Here is a 17,721-nt window from a genome sequence, read left to right as displayed (position 1 = left end):
CGGGGGTACGGACGATGAGCCCGGCGTACTCGCCGTCGACGGTCCCGACCCACAGGTCGGCGTCGACGGAGCGCCAGACGGCGTCCGATCCTGAGCTCACGGTGACCGCAGCAACGGTCGGCCGGTGCTCGAAGGTGGTGTGTGTGATGTTCTCTGCTTCCGCTCCGCGCCCGGTGGCCGGAGATCCTCGCCGACAGCCTCTGCTGCCGGATGCGTGCGGTCCTCGCTTCGATGCTGAGGTACCGAAGTGCGCCGCGGATGTGTTCGCGCGGCAGAACGCTTCGACGACTCTACACGAGATCGGGCGGATGTCCAGCACCGCCTCGGCGACCCCGGGGTCTCCGGGGCCGCCGAGGAGGCGTCGTCGCAGGTCAGCCCTTCACGCACACGATGGTGCGGAGTCGTGCGACCACCTCCACGAGGTCGGCCTGCGCCGCGATCACCTCGTCCAGGTCCTTGTAGGCGCCGGGGATCTCGTCGACGACCCCGGCGTCCTTGCGGCACTCGACGCCGGCGGTCTGCGCCGCGAGGTCCTCCACGGTGAACGTCCGCCGGGCCGCGGCACGGGACATCCGCCGGCCGGCGCCGTGCGACGCCGACCAGTACGACGCGGGGTTGCCCAGTCCGCGCACGATGTACGACCCCGTGCCCATCGACCCGGGGATGAGCCCGAGGTCGCCCGCACCGGCCCGGATGGCGCCCTTGCGGGTCACCACGAGCTCGGCACCGTCGATGCGCTCGGTCGTGACGTAGTTGTGGTGCACGTTCGCCACCTCCTCGAACGCCACCTCACGGTCGCCGAAGGCGGCACGCACCGCGTCCACGAAGAGCGTCATCATCACGGCCCGGGACCGGGCCGCGTACTCCTGCGCCCACGACAGGTCCTCGAGGTAGGCGTCCATCTCCGGCGTCCCCGCCAGCAGGACGGCCAGGTCCCGGTCCACCAGGCCCGCGTTGTGCGGCAGCGACTTGGCGACCGCCACGTGCACCTCGGCGAGGGACTTGCCGATGTTGCGCGACCCGGAGTGCAGCTGCAGCCACACCGTCCCGTCGTCGTCGAGGCAGACCTCGAGGAAGTGGTTGCCGCCGCCCAGCGTGCCGAGCTGGCGCCGCGCCCGCCCCTCCAGGTCCCGCACCCGCGGGGTGAGAGCACCGAACCGGGCCCAGAAGGCGTCCGCGCCCCGCAGCGCCTCGGCCGTCCGCGCGTGCGCGCCGATCGGCCGCAGCCTGCGCAGGTCGACCGCCTCGTCGTGCGAGCGGAACCCGACGGGGATGCGAGACTCCACGGCGCTGCGCAACGCGTGCAGGTCGTCCGGGAGGTCCTCGGCGGTCAGGGACGTCCGCACGCCGATCATGCCGCAGCCGATGTCGACACCGACGGCGTTGGGGGACACCGCGTCGCGCATCGCGATGACGGAGCCGACGGTCGCGCCCTTAGTAGTTATCTGGACAAGCCGCAAGGGCTGAGGAACGCGTCTTCGCGACCTACTGCATCTCCAACCGAACGCCCTGTCTCGATGCCATCGGATGTGTCTGCCGAGACGAGCTCGAAGAAGCGGTCAGGACTCTGATCTGTAGTCCGTGAACCGATCCCACACCGTGATCATGTTGATGACCCAGCTCTCCGATGGGCGGTCGCGTCGCGCCTCGTACAGGGCTTTGAGAGCTTCTCGTTCGCTGGTGAACCCGCCAAGCTGGTATGACTCGGGCTGCGACGGGTCGGTCTGAACGACGTAGGCAACAGATGGCTGCTGGTATCCGTCGGGGAGGTCGCCCGCCACGGCGGGCTCTTCGATTTCCTCGTCGACTTCCTCGAGCTCGTGCCACACGCGCAGTTCTCGGAGGTCCATGGCGAGGGCGGTGACGTCCTGCCGCGCGTGGGCGATGAAGTCCTGGTCGGCGAGGCGCTGTTCCTCCGACACCAGGGGATCCCATGTCAGGTAGATGTCCGGTCCGCGATCCTTCTCCGTGCCGGTCATCACGAAACTGTCCCCGGCAAGATGGTCCCGACCTTCCACGAACGACCGCCACGGTCCGCGAGTTGCGGCTCCCGCTCGGGCCTCGATCTCGGCGATGGCCTGGCCCGAGAGCGGTGGCCTGGGGAGATCGGCATGACCTTGTCCGCGCTCGACGTGGGTGACAGCGAAGACGGCGACCGTTCTCGGGCCCTCGGTGACCATGATCACCGAGCCTTCGTCAACGACGGGACCAGGGGGAACCAGCCACCTCGCCTTCGCGTGCGAGGTCCACGCGTCCCGTACCGAGACGTGCAGACTGATCGACGCCAGGCCGCTGGAACTCGTCTGTGGCGGGACGAACGCGGTGGCGTGGTAGTACCTGTCCCAGGGTGTAGGCGGAGGGCCGGACTCACGACCGCCCTGTTCGGGAGTCAGCCAGACGATGTCGCCCCAGATCGGGAAGTCTGGCTGGGTCTCGTGCACGCTCCACGGTAGCCGGATCGCAGGCTGCGTGTGGCGATCGCCCTCGCCCGGGGCGGGTGCCGATGTTTCTCGGGGGCTCAGCACTCATCCTGGGGTCCGTCGAGCGTCTGGCCGAGGTCGCTGAGGAGCGCTTCAATCCGCCTCTGCACCGCCTCGTGCCGTTCCACCTCGCGCGCCCAACCCCGCTCGCGCGCGTCATCGATCAGGCGCTCCTCCTTGTGCCAACGTGAGCGGAGACGTGGAGCGTGCTCCTCAGTCGTGAAGAACTTGCCGCACGTGAAGAAGATCTCGCACTCACAGGGGCCCTCCTCCGGCAGGCGGATGCATGCGCCGAGCTCGAGCTCAGTCTTGAAGAAGTTCGACTGGAGCCACGAGACCTCGCGCTGGCTCAGCGCTTGTCGCGGATCGCTGCCGCGGCGGGGCCCGCGATCGAGCCCGCCTCTACGGCCTTCTCGTAGTCCGCCTTCACCGTCGGGTCGCTGACCTGCGCGTACGTCAAGGTCATGTCCGCTGAGTCGTGGCCGAGTACTGCCATCACAGTCTGGAATCGGGCTCCGACCTCGACCAGCTCCGTCCCGAGGGTGTGGCGGAACCGATGGGCCGTGACCAGCTTCCCGCCCTCGACCGTCAGCAGGCCGGCGTACTCACACACCAGCTGTAGCGGCTTGTCGAAGAGGTGCGACCTGGAGATGTGCCGGCCCTTGCTCATGAACAGGTATCGCGTGCGTCGCTCGGTGACGCGATCGATGATGCCCCGGTCGTGGTCGCCTGCACGGATCGCCCGGAGCTCTCGAATCGCGTCGGCCGCGTCGGGGTGCAGCGGGATGCTGCGCTCTTTTCGCGTCTTGCCTGCGGGAATCCGCAGTCGAGGACTGCCGTCCCTACCGGCATCTGTCCAGATAATGCCCAGGTGGACGTCGGGCATGACGCGCACCCCGTGAACCCAGGGGAGTGCGGCGATCGTGCGCAGCTGCTGCAGCGCCGCCGGCTCCACGTCGTGCTCGTGCGCCCACATGAGGGTGGGGGCGGCGGCGCCGCGCAGCGTGACCGGGAAGGTGCTGGTCATGACATCCCCCTTCCGGGGCGTCGTCCGGCGTCCGCCGGGTGGGGCGCCCGGACGGGTCGTGCACGGGGCCAGCGGAAGGATGCCCGTCCGTGCGACCCGGCGCCTCTCGATTTCGGGGCGCCGGCCTCGTCGCCACGCGGCCTCTCGACGTGCGCGATCGCCCGCGGCCTGTGAGGCTCATCGCCTGACGACGCGGGGGAGGCGGCATGACCGGCAGCCAGGAACAGCTCGAGCTCATCGACGTGGACGCGGGCCTGCCCGTCAGCCGTCCCCCCGAGGGGTTCGCACCCGTCCGGCACTGGGAGCTGGCGTCCACCGCGCAGCTGCGCACCCTGCGGCACCAGTTGGCGGACGAGATCGGTGCCGGCACCGGCGCGGCCCGGCAGGACCTGGAGGCGACGCCCGACAAGCTCGTGCTCATCGCCACCGAGCTCGCCGCGAACGCGCTGACCCACGCCCTGCCGCCGACGACCGTCGCCCTGTCGCGCACCGACGACCAGTGGATGCTCGACGTCGCCGACCACGACCCGGAGTCCGCGCCGGTCTACGCCGGTGCCCGCATCACCGGCGCCGGGGGACTGGGCCTGCACCTGGCCCGCCGGCTCTCGCTCGAGGTCGGCTGGTACGAGACGGACATGACCAAGAACATCTGGGCGACGTTCCCCGTCGAGTGACGGTCCCGGCGTCCGACGCTCCTGTCCTGCGGCCCTCCCGTCCTCGGACGACGACGACGGCCACGGGAACGCCGAACGGCGCAGGACACGAGGTCCTGCGCCGTTCGCGGGTGTGGAGCCAAGGGGACTCGAACCCCTAACCCCCTGCTTGCAAAGCAGGTGCGCTACCAATTGCGCCATGGCCCCGGGTGCGGGCCGCCGCTCACTCGAAGGTGTCGGTGACCTCGGCCCACAGGTCGCGCTCGTCGCGGTCCTGCGCGTACTTCTGCCAGGCGACGTAGCCGACGGCCGCGACAGCGGCCAGGAGCAGGAGCTTCTTCATCGGTTCCCCCGTCTCGGGTGGGTGCCGGCAGTCCGTGGGACGACGACCGAACCTGCAGCGTGGGCCTAACAGGACTTGAACCTGTGACCTCTTCCTTATCAGGGAAGCGCTCTAACCGTCTGAGCTATAGGCCCGTGAGACACGACCGCCGGTCGAATCCCGTGAGGGATCCGCACCGGTGGGCGCGACGGTCGAGACTACCCCAGGCGGGCCGCCGCGCCCAAACCGGCGGGCTGCGTCGTGCTGCCGGGGCGTCCCGGCCGGGTCACTCGTCGGTCATCGTCACGTGCACGCCACCGACCAGCGCCGCCACGATGTTGTAGAGGAACGCGCCGATCGTCGCCAGGGCCGTCAGCAGGAAGACGTCGATCACGGCGACCAGCGTGGCCGCGGAGACGGTCTTCTCGAACGACACGTAGGCCATGACGTCCAGCGGGCTGTCCTGCCCGACGACCTGCCGGACGAGATCGTCCACGCGTGCGAAGACCTGCAGCCCGTCCAGCGTGAACCACACGACGACGGCCGCCACGACGATCATGATGCCGACCGCCACGGACAGAAGGAACGACAGCTTCATGACCGACCAGGGGTCCACGCGGGACACCGCGAGGCGGACGCGGCGCGGGCCGCCGCCCACGCTCGGGATCCGGCCGGTGGCCGGACGGGCGGTCGCCCCCGTGACGGGAGCCGTCGACCGCGGCGCGGGGCGCTCGGTGGTCGCGGCACCGGTGGTCGTCGGCGTCGTGGTCATGTGGTCGTCCTCGGTGCGGGGGCGGGTCAGCTGAGAGTACGCCCTCGAGAGACCCGAACCGGTGGCTCCGGCCGCCTTCTTCAGCCACACGGTCGTCGCGTCGACGGCCGTCACCAACGGCGACGCGGCGTCGTCGGGATCGCTCCCGTCCGCGGGCGCGGTGGTCGCGGGCGCGGTGGTCGCGGGCGCAGGGCGCGGCTCCGTCCGGTCGGCCGCTGCTCGCTCGGCCGTCGGCCGCTCGGCGGACGACTCGGCCGGCGGACGCTCGGCGGTACGCGGGCCCGCGGGGGACGTCGTCCGGCCCGACGACGACCCGGAGCCGCGCACGTCGACGGTGTAGGTCGGGGGAGCGGAGGCGGTCGGGCCGCCGAACGACGCCCACGAGCTGCCGCCGGCCTCGTGCTCGGCCGACTGCACGGCCCCGCCCTCGCCGGACGCGCTGCCCCCGCCGTTCATCGGGGGGGTCGGGCGCTTGCGCGGGGGGATCGAGGGGGGCGTGTCACTCATGCGTCCTCCGCGGGTCGGTCGCCGCCGTCAGGCACCGATCCGTCCGGGTCCGGTACGTCGGGTGCGTCGTGGTTGAGCACGTTCTCGCCCACGGTACCGCCATCGTCGTCGAGGTGTCGTTCGCTGTTCCGGGCGACGGCGATGATCCGGTCGTTGGCGTCCGGCTTGGCGAAGATGACGCCCTGGGTCGTGCGACCGGTCGCGTTGACCTCCGAGGTGGAGGACCGCACGATCTTGCCGCGCTCCATGATGACCAGCACCTCGTCGTCCTCGTCCGTCACGAGGGCGCCGACGAGCTCCCCGTTCGCCTCGGGCAGGTTGGCCACCTTGATGCCCAGACCCCCGCGGCCCTGCTGACGGTAGTTCTCGACCGTCAGGGCCGTGCGCTTGGCGATGCCGCCCTCGGTGACCGTGAACAGGTAGGCGTCCTCACGCACGACGTCCATCGCGAGCAGGTCGTCGTCGTCCCGGAACTTCATGCCCGTGACGCCGCTGGTGGCGCGGCCCATGGGACGCAGGGCCTCGTCGGACGCGGTGAAGCGCACCGACTGCCCGAGCCGCGAGACGAGGATGACGTCCTGGCTGGAGTCGACCAGGCGAGCGGCCACGAGCTCGTCGGTGCGACCCTCCTCGTCCTCGCGCAGGTTGATCGCGATGACGCCGCCGCTGCGGTTGGAGTCGTACTCCGTCAGTCGCGTCTTCTTCACCAGGCCGCGCTTGGTGGCCAGGACGAGGTGCTCGGCCTGCTCGTAGTCCTTGAGGTCCAGCACCTGGGCGATCTTCTCGCCCGGCTGGAAGGCCAGCAGGTTGGCGACGTGCTGACCCTTGGCGTCACGCCCGGCCTCGGGCAGCTCGTACGCCTTGGCGCGGTACACCCGGCCGAGGTTCGTGAAGAACAGCAGCCAGCGGTGCGTCGTGGTGACGAAGAAGTGGTCGACGATGTCGTCCTCGCGCAGCTGCGCGCCGCGCACGCCCTTGCCGCCGCGACGCTGCGCGCGGTACGCGTCCACGCGGGTGCGCTTGGCGTAGCCGCCGCGCGTGATCGTGACGACCACGTCCTCCTCGGCGATCAGGTCCTCGATCGACACGTCACCGTCGAACGGCAGGATGTGCGTGCGTCGCTCGTCGCCGAACTTCTCGACGATCGTGTCGAGCTCCTCGCTGACGATCTGCCGCTGCCGCTCCGGCGAGCCCAGGATCTCGTTGAGCTCGGTGATGATCGCCTCGAGCTTGGCGTACTCCTCGAGGATCTCCTGGCGCTGCAGGGCGGCCAGGCGGCGCAGCTGCAGGTTGAGGATGGCCTGGGCCTGCTCCTCGTCGATCTCGAGCAGCTCCATGAGGCCCGTGCGGGCCTCCTCCGCGTCGGGGGAGCGCCGGATGAGCGCGATGACCTCGTCGAGGGCGTCGAGCGCCTTGAGGTAGCCGCGGTAGATGTGGATGCGCGACTCGGCCTGCGCCAGCCGGTACCGCGTGCGGCGCTGGATGACGTCGATCTGGTGCGTCGTCCAGTGCCGGACGAACGCGTCGAGGCTGAGCGTGCGCGGGACCCCGTCGACCAGCGCGAGCATGTTCGCGCCGAACGTGTCCTGCAGCTGCGTGTGCTTGTACAGGTTGTTCAGCACGACCTTGGCGACGGCGTCGCGCTTGAGCACGATGACGAGGCGCTGGCCGGCGCGGCCCGAGGTCTCGTCGCGGATGTCCGCGATGCCCTGGACGCGGTTCTCCTTGACGAGGTCGGCGATCTTCTTCGCCAGGGTGTCCGGGTTCACCTGGTAGGGGAGCTCGGTGACGACCAGGCACTGGCGGCCCTGGATCTCCTCGACCTGCACGACCGCGCGCATCGTGATCGAGCCACGACCCGTGCGGTACGCGTCCTCGATGCCCCGGCGACCCAGGATCGTCGCGGCGGTCGGGAAGTCGGGGCCCTTGATCCGCGCCATGAGCGCGTCGAGGAGCTCCTCCTTCGAGGCCTCCGGGTGGTCCAGGTGCCACTGCACACCCGCGGCGACCTCGCGCAGGTTGTGCGGCGGGATGTTTGTCGCCATACCGACGGCGATGCCGGCCGAGCCGTTGACCAGCAGGTTCGGGAAGCGCGACGGCAGGACAGCCGGCTCCTGCGTGTGGCCGTCGTAGTTGTCCTGGAAGTCGACGGCGTCCTCGTCGATGTCGCGGACCATCTCCATGGCCAGCGGCGCCATCTTGCACTCGGTGTACCGGGGCGCGGCCGCCGGGTCGTCACCGGGGGAGCCGAAGTTGCCTTGGCCGGACACCAGCGGGTAGCGCAGCGACCAGTCCTGCACCAGGCGCACGAGGGCGTCGTAGATCGCCGTGTCGCCGTGCGGGTGGTACTTGCCCATGACGTCGCCGACGACGCGGCTGCACTTGGAGAACTGCCGGTCCGGCCGGTAGCCGCCGTCGTACATCGCGTAGATCACGCGTCGGTGCACCGGCTTGAGGCCGTCGCGGACGTCCGGCAGCGCGCGGCCGACGATGACGGCCATCGCGTAGTCCAGGTAGGAACGCTGCATCTCGAGCTGCAGGTCCACCTGGTCGATGCGGCCGTGCTCGATCTCGCCCGGGGTCTCGGTCACGTGCGGGTCACTCCAGTCGTCGGTACCAGCTCGGTCGCGCGCGCCGGGGTCGCCGGCGCCCGCGTCAGATGTCGAGGAAACGCACGTCCTTGGCGTTGCGCTGGATGAACGCGCGTCGGGCCTCGACGTCCTCGCCCATCAGCACCGAGAAGATCTCGTCGGCGGCGGCGGCCTCGTCCATCGTCACCTGCAGCAGCGTCCGGTGCTCGGGGGACATGGTCGTCTCCCACAGCTCCGTGTAGTCCATCTCGCCCAGACCCTTGTAGCGCTGGACGCCGTTCTCCTTCGGCAGCCGGCGGTTGTGCGCGCGGCCGTCGGCGATCACCGCGTCGCGCTCCCGGTCCGAGTAGACGTAGTCGTGCGGGGCGTTGCTCCACTTGATGCGGTACAGCGGCGGCTGGGCCATGTAGACGAAGCCGCCGGTGATGAGGTCCGGCATGTAGCGGAACAGCAGCGTGAGCAGCAGCGTGCGGATGTGCTGGCCGTCGACGTCGGCGTCCGCCATCAGCACGATCTTGTGGTAGCGCAGCTTGCTGACGTCGAAGTCCTCGCCGATGCCCGTGCCGAACGCGGTGATGAGGGCCTGGACCTCCTGGTTGCCCAGGGCCTTGTCCAGCCGCGCGCGCTCGACGTTGAGGATCTTCCCGCGGATCGGCATGATCGCCTGCGTCCGGGGGTTGCGGCCGCGGACGGCCGAGCCACCGGCGGAGTCACCCTCGACGATGAACACCTCGCACTCGGCGGGGTTGTTCGACTGGCAGTCGCGCAGCTTGCCCGGCATCGAGTTGGACTCGAGCAGACCCTTGCGGCGGGTCGCCTCGCGGGCCTTGCGGGCCGCCATGCGGGCTGCCGCCGCCTGGATGGACTTGCGGATGACGTCCTTGGCCTCGACCGGGTGCGCGTCGAGCCACGCGCCGAGCTGGTCGTTGACGACCTGCTGGACGAAGCGCTTGGCGTCGGTGTTGCCGAGCTTGGTCTTGGTCTGGCCCTCGAACTGCGGCTCGCCGAGCTTGACGGAGATGACGGCCGTCAGACCCTCGCGGATGTCGTCACCCGTGAGGTTCTCGTCCTTCTCCTTCAGGATGCCCTTCTCACGCGCGTAGCGGTTCATCAGCGACGTCATCGCCGCACGGAACCCCTCCTCGTGCGTGCCGCCCTCGGTCGTCGAGATCGTGTTGGCGAACGTGTGGACCGACTCGGAGTAGGCGGTCGTCCACTGCATCGCGATCTCGACCGCGATCTTGCGGCTCTTGTCCTCGGCCTCGAAGTCGATGACCTCGGGGTGCACGTGGTCGACCTTCTTGGCCGAGTTCAGGTGCGTGACGTAGTCGACCAGGCCGCCGTCGTACTTGTACGTGACGGTGCGCACCGTCGTCTCCGGCTGCTGGTCGTCGCCCGGCTCGCCCGTGATCTCGTCGTCGGTGCCCGTGTGCTGCGGCCGCTCGTCCGTGAGGGAGATCTTCAGGCCCTTGTTGAGGAACGCGTACTGCTGGAAGCGCGCGCGCAGGGTCTCGAAGTCGTAGTCGACCGTCTCGAAGATCGTGGGGTCCGCCCAGAAGGTCTGCGACGTGCCCCTGTCGTCCGTCGCCTCCCCCTTGCGGAGCTCGCCGACGGGCTTGCCACCGTCCGCGAAGCTCTGGCTCCAGACGAACCCGTCGCGCTTGACGACGGTCTCCACGCGCGAGGACAGCGCGTTGACCACCGAGATGCCCACGCCGTGCAGACCGCCGGAGACGGCGTAGCCGGCTCCGCCGAACTTGCCACCGGCGTGCAGGATCGTCATGACGACCTCGACGGTCGGCCTGCCCTCGGTGGGGTGGATCGCCACGGGGATCCCGCGCCCGTTGTCGGTGACGCGCACCCCGCCGTCGGCCAGCAGCGTGACCTCGATGGTGTCGCAGTACCCGGCCAGGGCCTCGTCCACCGAGTTGTCGACGACCTCGTACACCAGGTGGTGCAGGCCGCGGGCGCCCGTGGACCCGATGTACATGCCCGGACGCTTGCGGACCGCCTCGAGGCCCTCGAGGACGGTGATCGCGCTGGCGTCGTACGAGCCGTCGTCCGCGCGCCGGGGCGCCGCAGCGGCCGTTCCCTGCTCCTCGACGGCGTCGTCCTGCGGGTCGGGAGGGGTGCTCTGGTCGGCCACGGGCGGCGGTTCTCCTCGAGAGCTGGTGGGCGTCAGGCGCGTCGTGAACGGCTGCGAACCGCCCAGGAGTCCGGATCACTCCACGGTGGCGGAGTTCTCGGCTCACGGGGGCGCGCAGGCGCCTTGGATGACCTGTCCAGTCTACCCGGTGGACGCCCGATCCTGGGCAGGTCGGGCGCGCGGCGGCGCCACCCGGGGGGAGGACGTCAGCCGTACGTGTCCCGCGGACCTCGGCCCGCGACCCGGCGCGGACCGCGCCCGAAGCCGTGCCCCACCGGTCCCAGGACGTCCACCTGCACCACGACGCCCTCGCCGAGGGCCTCGTCGAACCGCGCGAGCATGGCCGGTGCCAGCAGCCGCAGGTTCGCCGCCCACGCCGTCGACGACGCGCGCACCGTCAGCAGCCCGGACGTGAAGGACACGTACTCGCAGTGGTCGGCGATCTGCGGGCCGACGATCTGCGCCCACCGGTGCACCAGGTCGCCCACCACCAGGCCGGGCTCCCAGCCCAGGTCCCGCGCGAGCAGGCCCGCCGAGACCGACAAGGGCTGCGGGTCGCGCGCCCCGGGGGCGGAGCCGCTGCTCACCGGCCTGCTGCGGACCACCCCCGGCCGCAGGCCGCGGGCCCGAGCGGCCTGCTTCGCCCGGGCGAGCGCCGCGCGCACCACCTGCTCCGGGGGCGTCAGATTCACCAGCTCGGAGACCGGGACGCCGTCGGGGACGCCCATCGGCGCAGGCAGGAGGGTGTCGTCGTCCGACGTCCCGCCGGGCCGCGCGGGTGCCCCGGGTGCCGCGGCTGCACCGGGTGCGCGCCCGGCGCCGGGGCGGCGGTCAGCGGGCACGCGCCACCTCACCGGCCATGACGTCCACCCGCGCCCCGGCCAGCGGCTCGGGGACGTCCTGCGGCACCGCCGCCGTCACCAGCACCTGCCGCGCGGGCGCCACCAGCTCGGCCAGGCGCTCCCGCCGGCGCGTGTCGAGCTCGGCGAACACGTCGTCGAGGATCAGCACCGGCTCACCGTCCGGCCCCCAGTCGGCCGCCCACGCGCCCGCGTCGTCGACACCGTGCGTCAGCAGCGCGTACGACGCGAGCCGCAGCGCGAGGGCGACCGACCACGACTCGCCGTGGCTCGCGTACCCCTTGGCCGGCAGGTCGCCGAGGGTGAGGTGCAGGTCGTCGCGGTGGGGACCGACGAGGCACACACCCCGCTCGATCTCCTTGCTCCGCAGCCGACCCATCGCCTCGAGCAGCCGTGCCTCGACCACCTCGACGCCAGCGCCCGGTGCGACGGCGGGCTCGTCGTCCGCCTGCCCCAGCGCCGCGTCGAGGGAGGAGCGGTACGTCAGCCCCAGCTCGCCCTGACCGGCGCTGACCTGGTGGTACGACTCCGCGGCGCGCGGTCGCAGGGCTGCCACCAGTGCCTGGCGCGCGACGACCACCTGGGCGCCGGTCTGCGCGAGCTTGGCGTCCCAGACGTCGAGCGTGCGCAGGTCCGCCCCCGACCGTGCCCGCGTCGCCGCCGCCGCGGACTTCAGCAGGGCCGACCGCTGCCGCAGGACGCGCTCGTAGTCGCTCAGGACACCGGCGATGCGCGGGGTGAGCTGCACCAGCAGGTCGTCGAGGAACCGGCGGCGCCCGTCCGGGTCACCCTTGACCAGGGCGAGGTCCTCGGGGGCGAACAGGACGGTCCGCAGGATGCCGAGCACGTCGCGGGCCCGGCCGGGGGAGCCGCCGTTGACCCGGGCCCGGTTCGCCTTGCCGGGCGTGATCTCGACCTCGACGAGCGTCGCACGCTCCTCCCGGACGACCTTGGCGCGCACGACCGCACGGTTCGTCCCGGCCCGGACCAGCGCGGCGTCGGACGGCACCCGGTGGCTGCCGAGCGTCGCGACGTACCCGATGGCCTCGACGAGGTTCGTCTTGCCCTGCCCGTTCGGGCCGACGAGCGCGGTGATGCCCGGGTCGAGCGGGAGCTCGACCTGCGGGTACGACCGGAAGTCGGTGAGGGACAGGTGCGCGACGTACACGCGGCTCAGGCCTCCGACGTGGGCGGTGCCGACGGGGTCACGGTCGCGGCGCCGGCGGCTCGCACCGCGTGGCCGCCGAACTGCTGCCGCAGCGCCGCGACGGCCTTCATGGCCGGCGACTCGCCCTGCCGGGAGGAGAAGCGCGCGAACAGCGCGGCCGAGATGACCGGGGCCGGGACGGCCAGGTCGATCGCCTCGTCGACGGTCCACCGGCCCTCGCCCGAGTCCTCGACCCAGTCGTCGATCGCCCCGAACTTCGGGTCCTCCTCGAGCGCCTGCACCAGCAGGTCCAGCAGCCAGGACCGCACGACCGTGCCGGTCGACCAGGCCCGCATCGTCGCGGGCACGTCCGTGACGAGGTCCTTCGCCGCGAGGAGCTCGTAGCCCTCGGCGTACGCCTGCATCAGCCCGTACTCGATGCCGTTGTGGACCATCTTCGCGTAGTGCCCGGCACCCACGGGGCCCGCGTGCACGAACCCGTCGGCGCGCTCCCCCGGGGGGCGCAGCGCGTCGAACACCGGCATGGCCCGCTCGACGTCCCGCGACGCGCCACCGACCATGAGGCCGTAGCCGTTCTCCAGGCCCCAGATGCCGCCCGACACCCCGGCGTCGATGAAGCCGATACCCCGCTCGGCCAGCAGCGCCGCGTGGGGCTCGTCGTCCTGGTAGTACGAGTTGCCCCCGTCGATCACCAGGTCACCGGCGGTCAGGAGTCCCGCCAGGTCCTGGACCACAGCGTCGGTGATCGGCCCCGAGGGCACCATGACCCACACGACCCGCTCACCGGCGGGCAGCGCCTCGACCATGGCCTCCAGCGTGGGCACGTCGCTCACCTCGGGGTTGCGGTCGAAGCCCGTGACCTCGAGCCCCGCCTCCCGGATGCGCTGGCGCATGTTCGCGCCCATCTTGCCCAGCCCGACCAGACCGATGTGCATGCCTCGCCCCTCTCCGCGGGCCCCGTCCGGGCCCGACCCGGTCACTGTGCCGTACACACGGCCCCGCCGCGCGGGGGTCAGCTCGAGAAGCGGATCGGCACCAGCAGGTAGCGGTAGTCCTTGCGGTCGTCGCTCTCCAGCGACTCCTGGCCCGTGAACTCGACGGGCTTGTTCGGGTGCGTGAACGACATCCGGACGAACGTCGTGTCCAGGGCGCCCAGGCCGTCGGCCAGGAACTGTGGGTTGAACGCCACCGAGATGTCGTCGCCGACGAGGACGGCCTCGAGGGCCTCCGACGCCTGCGCGTCGTCACCCTGCCCGGCGTCGAGCACGACCTGCCCCTCGCTGAACGTCAGCCGGATGGGCGTGTTGCGCTCGGCCACGAGGGCGACGCGCTTGGCGGCCTCGGCGAGCGCCTGCGTGTTGACGATGGCGTGGATGGGGGTCTCGTCCGGGAACAGCCGGCGCACGGGCGGGTAGTCGCCGTCGACCAGCAGGCTGGTGGTCTGCCGACCGCCGGCCTCGAACCCGATGAGGTCGACACCGCCGCCGGTGGACAGCGCCACCGACACCGAGCCCGAGCCGCCGAGCGACTTGGCGGCGTCCGACAGCGTGCGCGCCCGCACCAGGGCGACGGCCTCGACGCCCGGGTTGGTGGGCTTCCACGTCATCTCGCGCAGCGCGAGGCGGTAGCGGTCGGTCGCCAGCAGCGTGACCTTCTCGCCCTCGATCTCCACGCGCACACCGGTGAGCAGCGGCAGGGTGTCGTCCCGGCTGGCCGCCACGGACACCTGCGCGACGGCGTGCGTCAGCTCGTCACCGTCGACGGTGCCCGTGACCTCCGGCATCACCGGCAGGTTGGGGTAGTCCTCGACGGGCATCGTCAGCAGCGTGAACCGGCTCGCACCGCACGTGACCTGCACCTTCGTGCCGTCGAGGACGACGTCCACCGGCTTGGCCGGCAGGGAGCGCGAGATCTCGGCGAGCAGACGCCCGGAGACGAGGACGGTGCCCGGCTCGCTCACGTCCGCCGGGAGCTGCGCACGGGCCGAGACCTCGTAGTCGAAGCTCGAGAGCTGGATCGTGCCGGTGGTGTCCGCCTCGATGCGCACGCCCGCCAGGACGGGGACCGGCGGGCGGGTCGGCAGGCTGCGTGCGGTCCACGTGACGGCATCGGCGAGCACGTCACGATCGACGCGGAACCTCATGCATCACCTTCTCGTCGTCCGGCCCGTCCGGCTCGTGCGCGGCGTGCCGAGAGGCACGGGCGGGCACGACGGCGGGCGCTGGTGGGGCTGAGCCGAAGACTACGCGACACGTCCGACGCCGGGTACACCGTGCGAGGTGGTCGGTTCTTCCTGGCGTCCCGGCCGGGCCCCGGCCGTCGCACCAGCGCACCCCACGTCGGTGTGTGGATCTCTTCCTGGTGAATGGGTCGTCGTCGTCATCGGGGGTGTTGATCATGTGGACGACGCGTCTTCATGCAGGTCAGAAGGCATATCGTCTTGTGCGGCGAGTGGGGACGCAGGACGCTGCCGCGGTGGACGGGGGTGGACGCCCCCGAAGTCGTCGATCCGTGTCCACCGACGGGCACCCCCGGGTCCACAGGTCTTGTGGGTGTCGTCCACCGTCGTCCACAGGTGTGTACACAGGTGTGAACATTCGTCCCATGCGTGTTTCACCCGCATGTCCACAGCCCCGTCAAGACACTTGTCCGGGTTTGGTGGTGAGAGTCCTCTCATGGACGCGCGGTCCAGACGGGTCCGCATGACATGCGCGCCGTGGTCGCCGGGCCGGCTCGTCGGAACGTTTGTGCAGTTCAGAGGGCTAGGGACTCGCGCAGCAGGTCAGTTGTCCACAGGCTCGTGGGCGTCCGGGTGAACTGCTTCACAAATGTCCCCAGGCGGTGGGCAAACCTGTGGACAACCCGGATCACCGGTGGAGAGAAACGGACAGTCCGACCATCTCGTCCCCAGGTGGGGACGTGTCGTGCGGAGGCGTCGTCCCGGGTCGGGCTCCGGTGCTCGGCGTCGGGTGCGCGCCCGGGCCGCCCGGCGGGGTGACCGGCGTCACCGCGCCGGTGGCCGCGGGGGAGTCCGGCGCGTCGTGGCGGGAGCCTCGCGGGATGCCGTGCCGTTCGCCCGAAGAGCTGCGGGCTGGCCCGTGGGTCGCTGACGACCAGCACGGGCAGGCCGGCAGGGGCTCGTCAGGGCTGGTCGGAAGGGCTCGTCAGGGCTGGTCGGAGGGACTCGTCAGGGCGACCACCAGGACCCCGTGGGCGGGTGCCAGGAGCCACCGGGGCAGGCCGGCGGGGTCCACCTGAGCAGGGCCGTCAGGACCCACCCGGAGCATGCCCTCAGGAGTTGACCGTGGGGCACGGCCGCGAGGACGCACGGGCGGTACCGCCGGCGGGCGCCCCTGCGTGCCGTCCGAGGGCGTCAGCCGCGGTGCTGCTGCTTGATGCGGTTGGTCAGCTCCGTGACCTGGTTGTAGATCGAGCGGCGCTCGGCCATGAGCTCGCGGATCTTCCGGTTCGCGTGCATGACCGTGGTGTGGTCCCGCCCGCCGAAGGCCTGTCCGATCTTCGGCAGGGACAGGTCCGTGAGCTCCCGGCACAGGTACATGGCGATCTGCCGCGCGGTGACCAGCACGCGCGATCGGCTCGAGCCGCACAGGTCCTCGATCGACAGGCCGAAGTACGCCGCCGTCTGGCCGATGACCGTCGTGGCGGTGATCTCCTGCGTCTGGTCGTCGGTGATGAGGTCCTTCAGGACGATCTCCGCGAGCGACACGTCGACCAGCTGCCGGTTCAGGTTGGCGAACGCGGTGACGCGGATGAGGGCACCCTCGAGCTCGCGGATGTTGGTCGAGATCCGCGACGCGATGTACTCCAGCACGTCGTCCGGCGCCTGCAGCCGCTCGCTCGCGGCCTTCTTGCGCAGGATCGCGATGCGGGTCTCGAGGTCCGGCGGCTGCACGTCGGTGATCAGGCCCCACTCGAACCGGGACCGCATCCGGTCCTCGAACCCGTTGAGCTGCTTGGGCGGGACGTCGGAGGTGATGACGACCTGCTTGCTCGCGTTGTGGAGCGTGTTGAACGTGTGGAAGAACTCCTCCATCGTCTGTTCCTTGCCCTGCAGGAACTGGATGTCGTCGATGAGCAGGACGTCGACCTCGCGGTAGCGGCGCTGGAACGCGCCGGCCTTGCCCTCGCCGATGGAGTTGATGAAGTCGTTGGTGAACTCCTCCGAGTTCACGTACCGCACCCGCACGGTGGGGTAGAGGTTCTGCGCGTAGTGCCCGATCGCGTGCAGCAGGTGGGTCTTGCCCAGCCCCGAGTCGCCGTAGATGAACAGCGGGTTGTACGCCTTGGCCGGTGCCTCGGCGACGGCGACGGCGGCCGCGTGCGCGAAGCGGTTGGACGAGCCGATGACGAAGGTCTCGAACAGGTACTTGGGGTTCAGCCGCGCGGGCTCCGAGAGACCGCGGCGAGGCGAGGGGCCGTCGCCGTCGACGGCGCGCAGGGCGGGACGGGTCTCGCGGTGCTGATCGCGGTCCGGCGCGTCGTCGCGCGGGGGAGCCTCGTCCTGGGTCGTGTCGTCCCGGCCGAAGCCGTGCGACGTGACCAGCGCGAGGTCCGGCCGCACCTCGCCGTTGCGCTCGTACCCGCCGGTCGCCTGTGCGGGCGGCACGACGCGCAGCGCGGGGGGCACGTCGTCGGCGACCTCGGGGTCGACCGTGATGGCGAACCGCGCCTCCCGACCGAGGGCCTCCGTCAGCGCCTGCGTGACCTCGGCGCGGACACGCGACTCGAGGTACTCCTTGGTCAGGTCGTTGCCGACGGCCAGGAGCATGGTGCCGTCGAGCAGCCCCAGGGGGTGCGCGAGACGGACGAACGCCAGCTGCCGCGGGGTGATGTCGGGGCTCGCCTCGAGGCTGGCGACCACGTGCCCCCAGAGGCGGGCCGGCTCTTCGTCCTGTGACAACGTCCTACCTCGTGATCGGTCCTGCGGGCGGGCTGAGTGTCGCACGGGCGACCGTCGTCCACATAGTTGTCCACACCTGTGCGCGCGGGTGGAGGGTCGTCCGAGGTGCAGCCGCCGGTGCGTCGCCGCGCCTGCGGGGGGCATCGCCGCCGGGCGAGCCGCGCCGTCGGGGCGCGTCAGGTCGGGCCCGGTGTCACCCGTGGAGGCGCGACGTGCCGATGCTACGGCCACACGGCGGAGCGCAGAAGCGCGCGACCGGGTGAGAGACGCGACA

At 71.1% G+C, this 17,721-nt stretch carries 13 protein-coding genes and 2 tRNA genes; 1 reads left to right on the top strand and 14 read right to left on the bottom strand.

Translation table 11 applies throughout. The features are described 5' to 3' along the window. Positions 1–371 precede the first annotated feature (371 nt). From KG103_RS00075 to KG103_RS00065, 3 genes are all read right to left on the bottom strand, one after another. Entirely contained in the window at positions 372–1,406 is a 1,035-nt protein-coding gene (locus tag KG103_RS00075) for an RtcB family protein (RefSeq protein WP_243656319.1), read from the bottom strand. Positions 1,407–1,559: 153 nt separating this feature from the next. Then, positions 1,560–2,441: a hypothetical protein gene (locus tag KG103_RS00070; protein ID WP_207340064.1), complete on the bottom strand. Its 882-nt coding sequence runs from the start codon at positions 2,439–2,441 to the stop codon at positions 1,560–1,562. Positions 2,442–2,829: 388 nt separating this feature from the next. Further along, entirely contained in the window at positions 2,830–3,507 is a 678-nt protein-coding gene (locus KG103_RS00065; protein WP_207340063.1) for a tyrosine-type recombinase/integrase, read from the bottom strand. Between the two features lie 206 nt (positions 3,508–3,713). On the opposite strand from KG103_RS00065, the gene KG103_RS00060 reads away from it, so the two are divergent. Further along, on the top strand, positions 3,714–4,181 hold the full coding sequence (locus KG103_RS00060) for an ATP-binding protein (RefSeq protein WP_207340062.1): 468 nt from the start codon (positions 3,714–3,716) through the stop codon (positions 4,179–4,181). 113 nt (positions 4,182–4,294) lie between these two features. Here KG103_RS00060 and KG103_RS00055 read toward each other — a convergent pair. From KG103_RS00055 to dnaA, 11 genes are all read right to left on the bottom strand, one after another. Further along, a tRNA-Ala gene (locus KG103_RS00055) sits at positions 4,295–4,367 on the bottom strand. A 16-nt stretch (positions 4,368–4,383) separates the two neighbouring features. After that, positions 4,384–4,503 carry a DLW-39 family protein gene (locus tag KG103_RS00050; RefSeq protein ID WP_213319957.1) on the bottom strand — a complete coding sequence of 40 codons (120 nt, stop codon included), beginning with the start codon at positions 4,501–4,503 and terminating at the stop codon, positions 4,384–4,386. 60 nt (positions 4,504–4,563) lie between these two features. Further along, a tRNA-Ile gene (locus tag KG103_RS00045) sits at positions 4,564–4,637 on the bottom strand. A 131-nt stretch (positions 4,638–4,768) separates the two neighbouring features. Next, positions 4,769–5,761, bottom strand: a complete 993-nt coding sequence (locus KG103_RS00040) for a DUF3566 domain-containing protein (RefSeq protein WP_207340061.1) — start codon at positions 5,759–5,761, stop codon at positions 4,769–4,771. Beyond that, positions 5,758–8,352, bottom strand: a complete 2,595-nt coding sequence (gene gyrA / locus KG103_RS00035; RefSeq protein WP_207340060.1) for a DNA gyrase subunit A — start codon at positions 8,350–8,352, stop codon at positions 5,758–5,760. The genes KG103_RS00040 and gyrA overlap by 4 nt, the downstream gene beginning before the upstream one ends. A 64-nt stretch (positions 8,353–8,416) precedes the next feature. Then, positions 8,417–10,498, bottom strand: coding sequence for a DNA topoisomerase (ATP-hydrolyzing) subunit B (gene gyrB, locus KG103_RS00030; protein WP_207340059.1), 2,082 nt, complete (start codon positions 10,496–10,498; stop codon positions 8,417–8,419). A 206-nt stretch (positions 10,499–10,704) separates the two neighbouring features. After that, positions 10,705–11,340, bottom strand: a complete 636-nt coding sequence (locus KG103_RS00025) for a DUF721 domain-containing protein (protein ID WP_249670674.1) — start codon at positions 11,338–11,340, stop codon at positions 10,705–10,707. Then, entirely contained in the window at positions 11,330–12,526 is a 1,197-nt protein-coding gene (gene recF / locus KG103_RS00020) for a DNA replication/repair protein RecF (protein ID WP_207340058.1), read from the bottom strand. Before recF ends, KG103_RS00025 begins: the two co-directional genes overlap by 11 nt. A gap of 5 nt (positions 12,527–12,531) precedes the next feature. Then, entirely contained in the window at positions 12,532–13,461 is a 930-nt protein-coding gene (gene gnd / locus KG103_RS00015; protein ID WP_207340057.1) for a phosphogluconate dehydrogenase (NAD(+)-dependent, decarboxylating), read from the bottom strand. 77 nt (positions 13,462–13,538) lie between these two features. After that, positions 13,539–14,669, bottom strand: coding sequence for a DNA polymerase III subunit beta (gene dnaN / locus KG103_RS00010; protein WP_207340056.1), 1,131 nt, complete (start codon positions 14,667–14,669; stop codon positions 13,539–13,541). Between the two features lie 1,230 nt (positions 14,670–15,899). Continuing rightward, complete coding sequence (dnaA, locus tag KG103_RS00005) at positions 15,900–17,447, bottom strand: chromosomal replication initiator protein DnaA (RefSeq protein WP_207340055.1); 1,548 nt, start codon at positions 17,445–17,447, stop codon at positions 15,900–15,902. Positions 17,448–17,721: the final 274 nt, after the last annotated feature.

This window comes from Cellulomonas wangleii (genome assembly GCF_018388445.1).
GTDB classification, from domain to species: Bacteria; Actinomycetota; Actinomycetes; order Actinomycetales; family Cellulomonadaceae; genus Cellulomonas; species Cellulomonas wangleii.
Note: the sequence above shows the minus strand (reverse complement) of the source record. Positions and strands in the feature narration are given on the sequence as shown.

Coding starts and splice junctions, on each gene's coding strand:
- KG103_RS00065 (WP_207340063.1), bottom strand. CDS start 3,507: ATGACCAGCACCTTCCCGGTCACGCTGCGCGGCGCCGCCGCCCCCACC.
- dnaN (WP_207340056.1), bottom strand. CDS start 14,669: ATGAGGTTCCGCGTCGATCGTGACGTGCTCGCCGATGCCGTCACGTGG.
- KG103_RS00050 (WP_213319957.1), bottom strand. CDS start 4,503: ATGAAGAAGCTCCTGCTCCTGGCCGCTGTCGCGGCCGTCGGCTACGTC.
- KG103_RS00040 (WP_207340061.1), bottom strand. CDS start 5,761: ATGAGTGACACGCCCCCCTCGATCCCCCCGCGCAAGCGCCCGACCCCC.
- KG103_RS00075 (WP_243656319.1), bottom strand. CDS start 1,406: ATGCGCGACGCGGTGTCCCCCAACGCCGTCGGTGTCGACATCGGCTGC.
- gnd (WP_207340057.1), bottom strand. CDS start 13,461: ATGCACATCGGTCTGGTCGGGCTGGGCAAGATGGGCGCGAACATGCGC.
- KG103_RS00060 (WP_207340062.1), top strand. CDS start 3,714: ATGACCGGCAGCCAGGAACAGCTCGAGCTCATCGACGTGGACGCGGGC.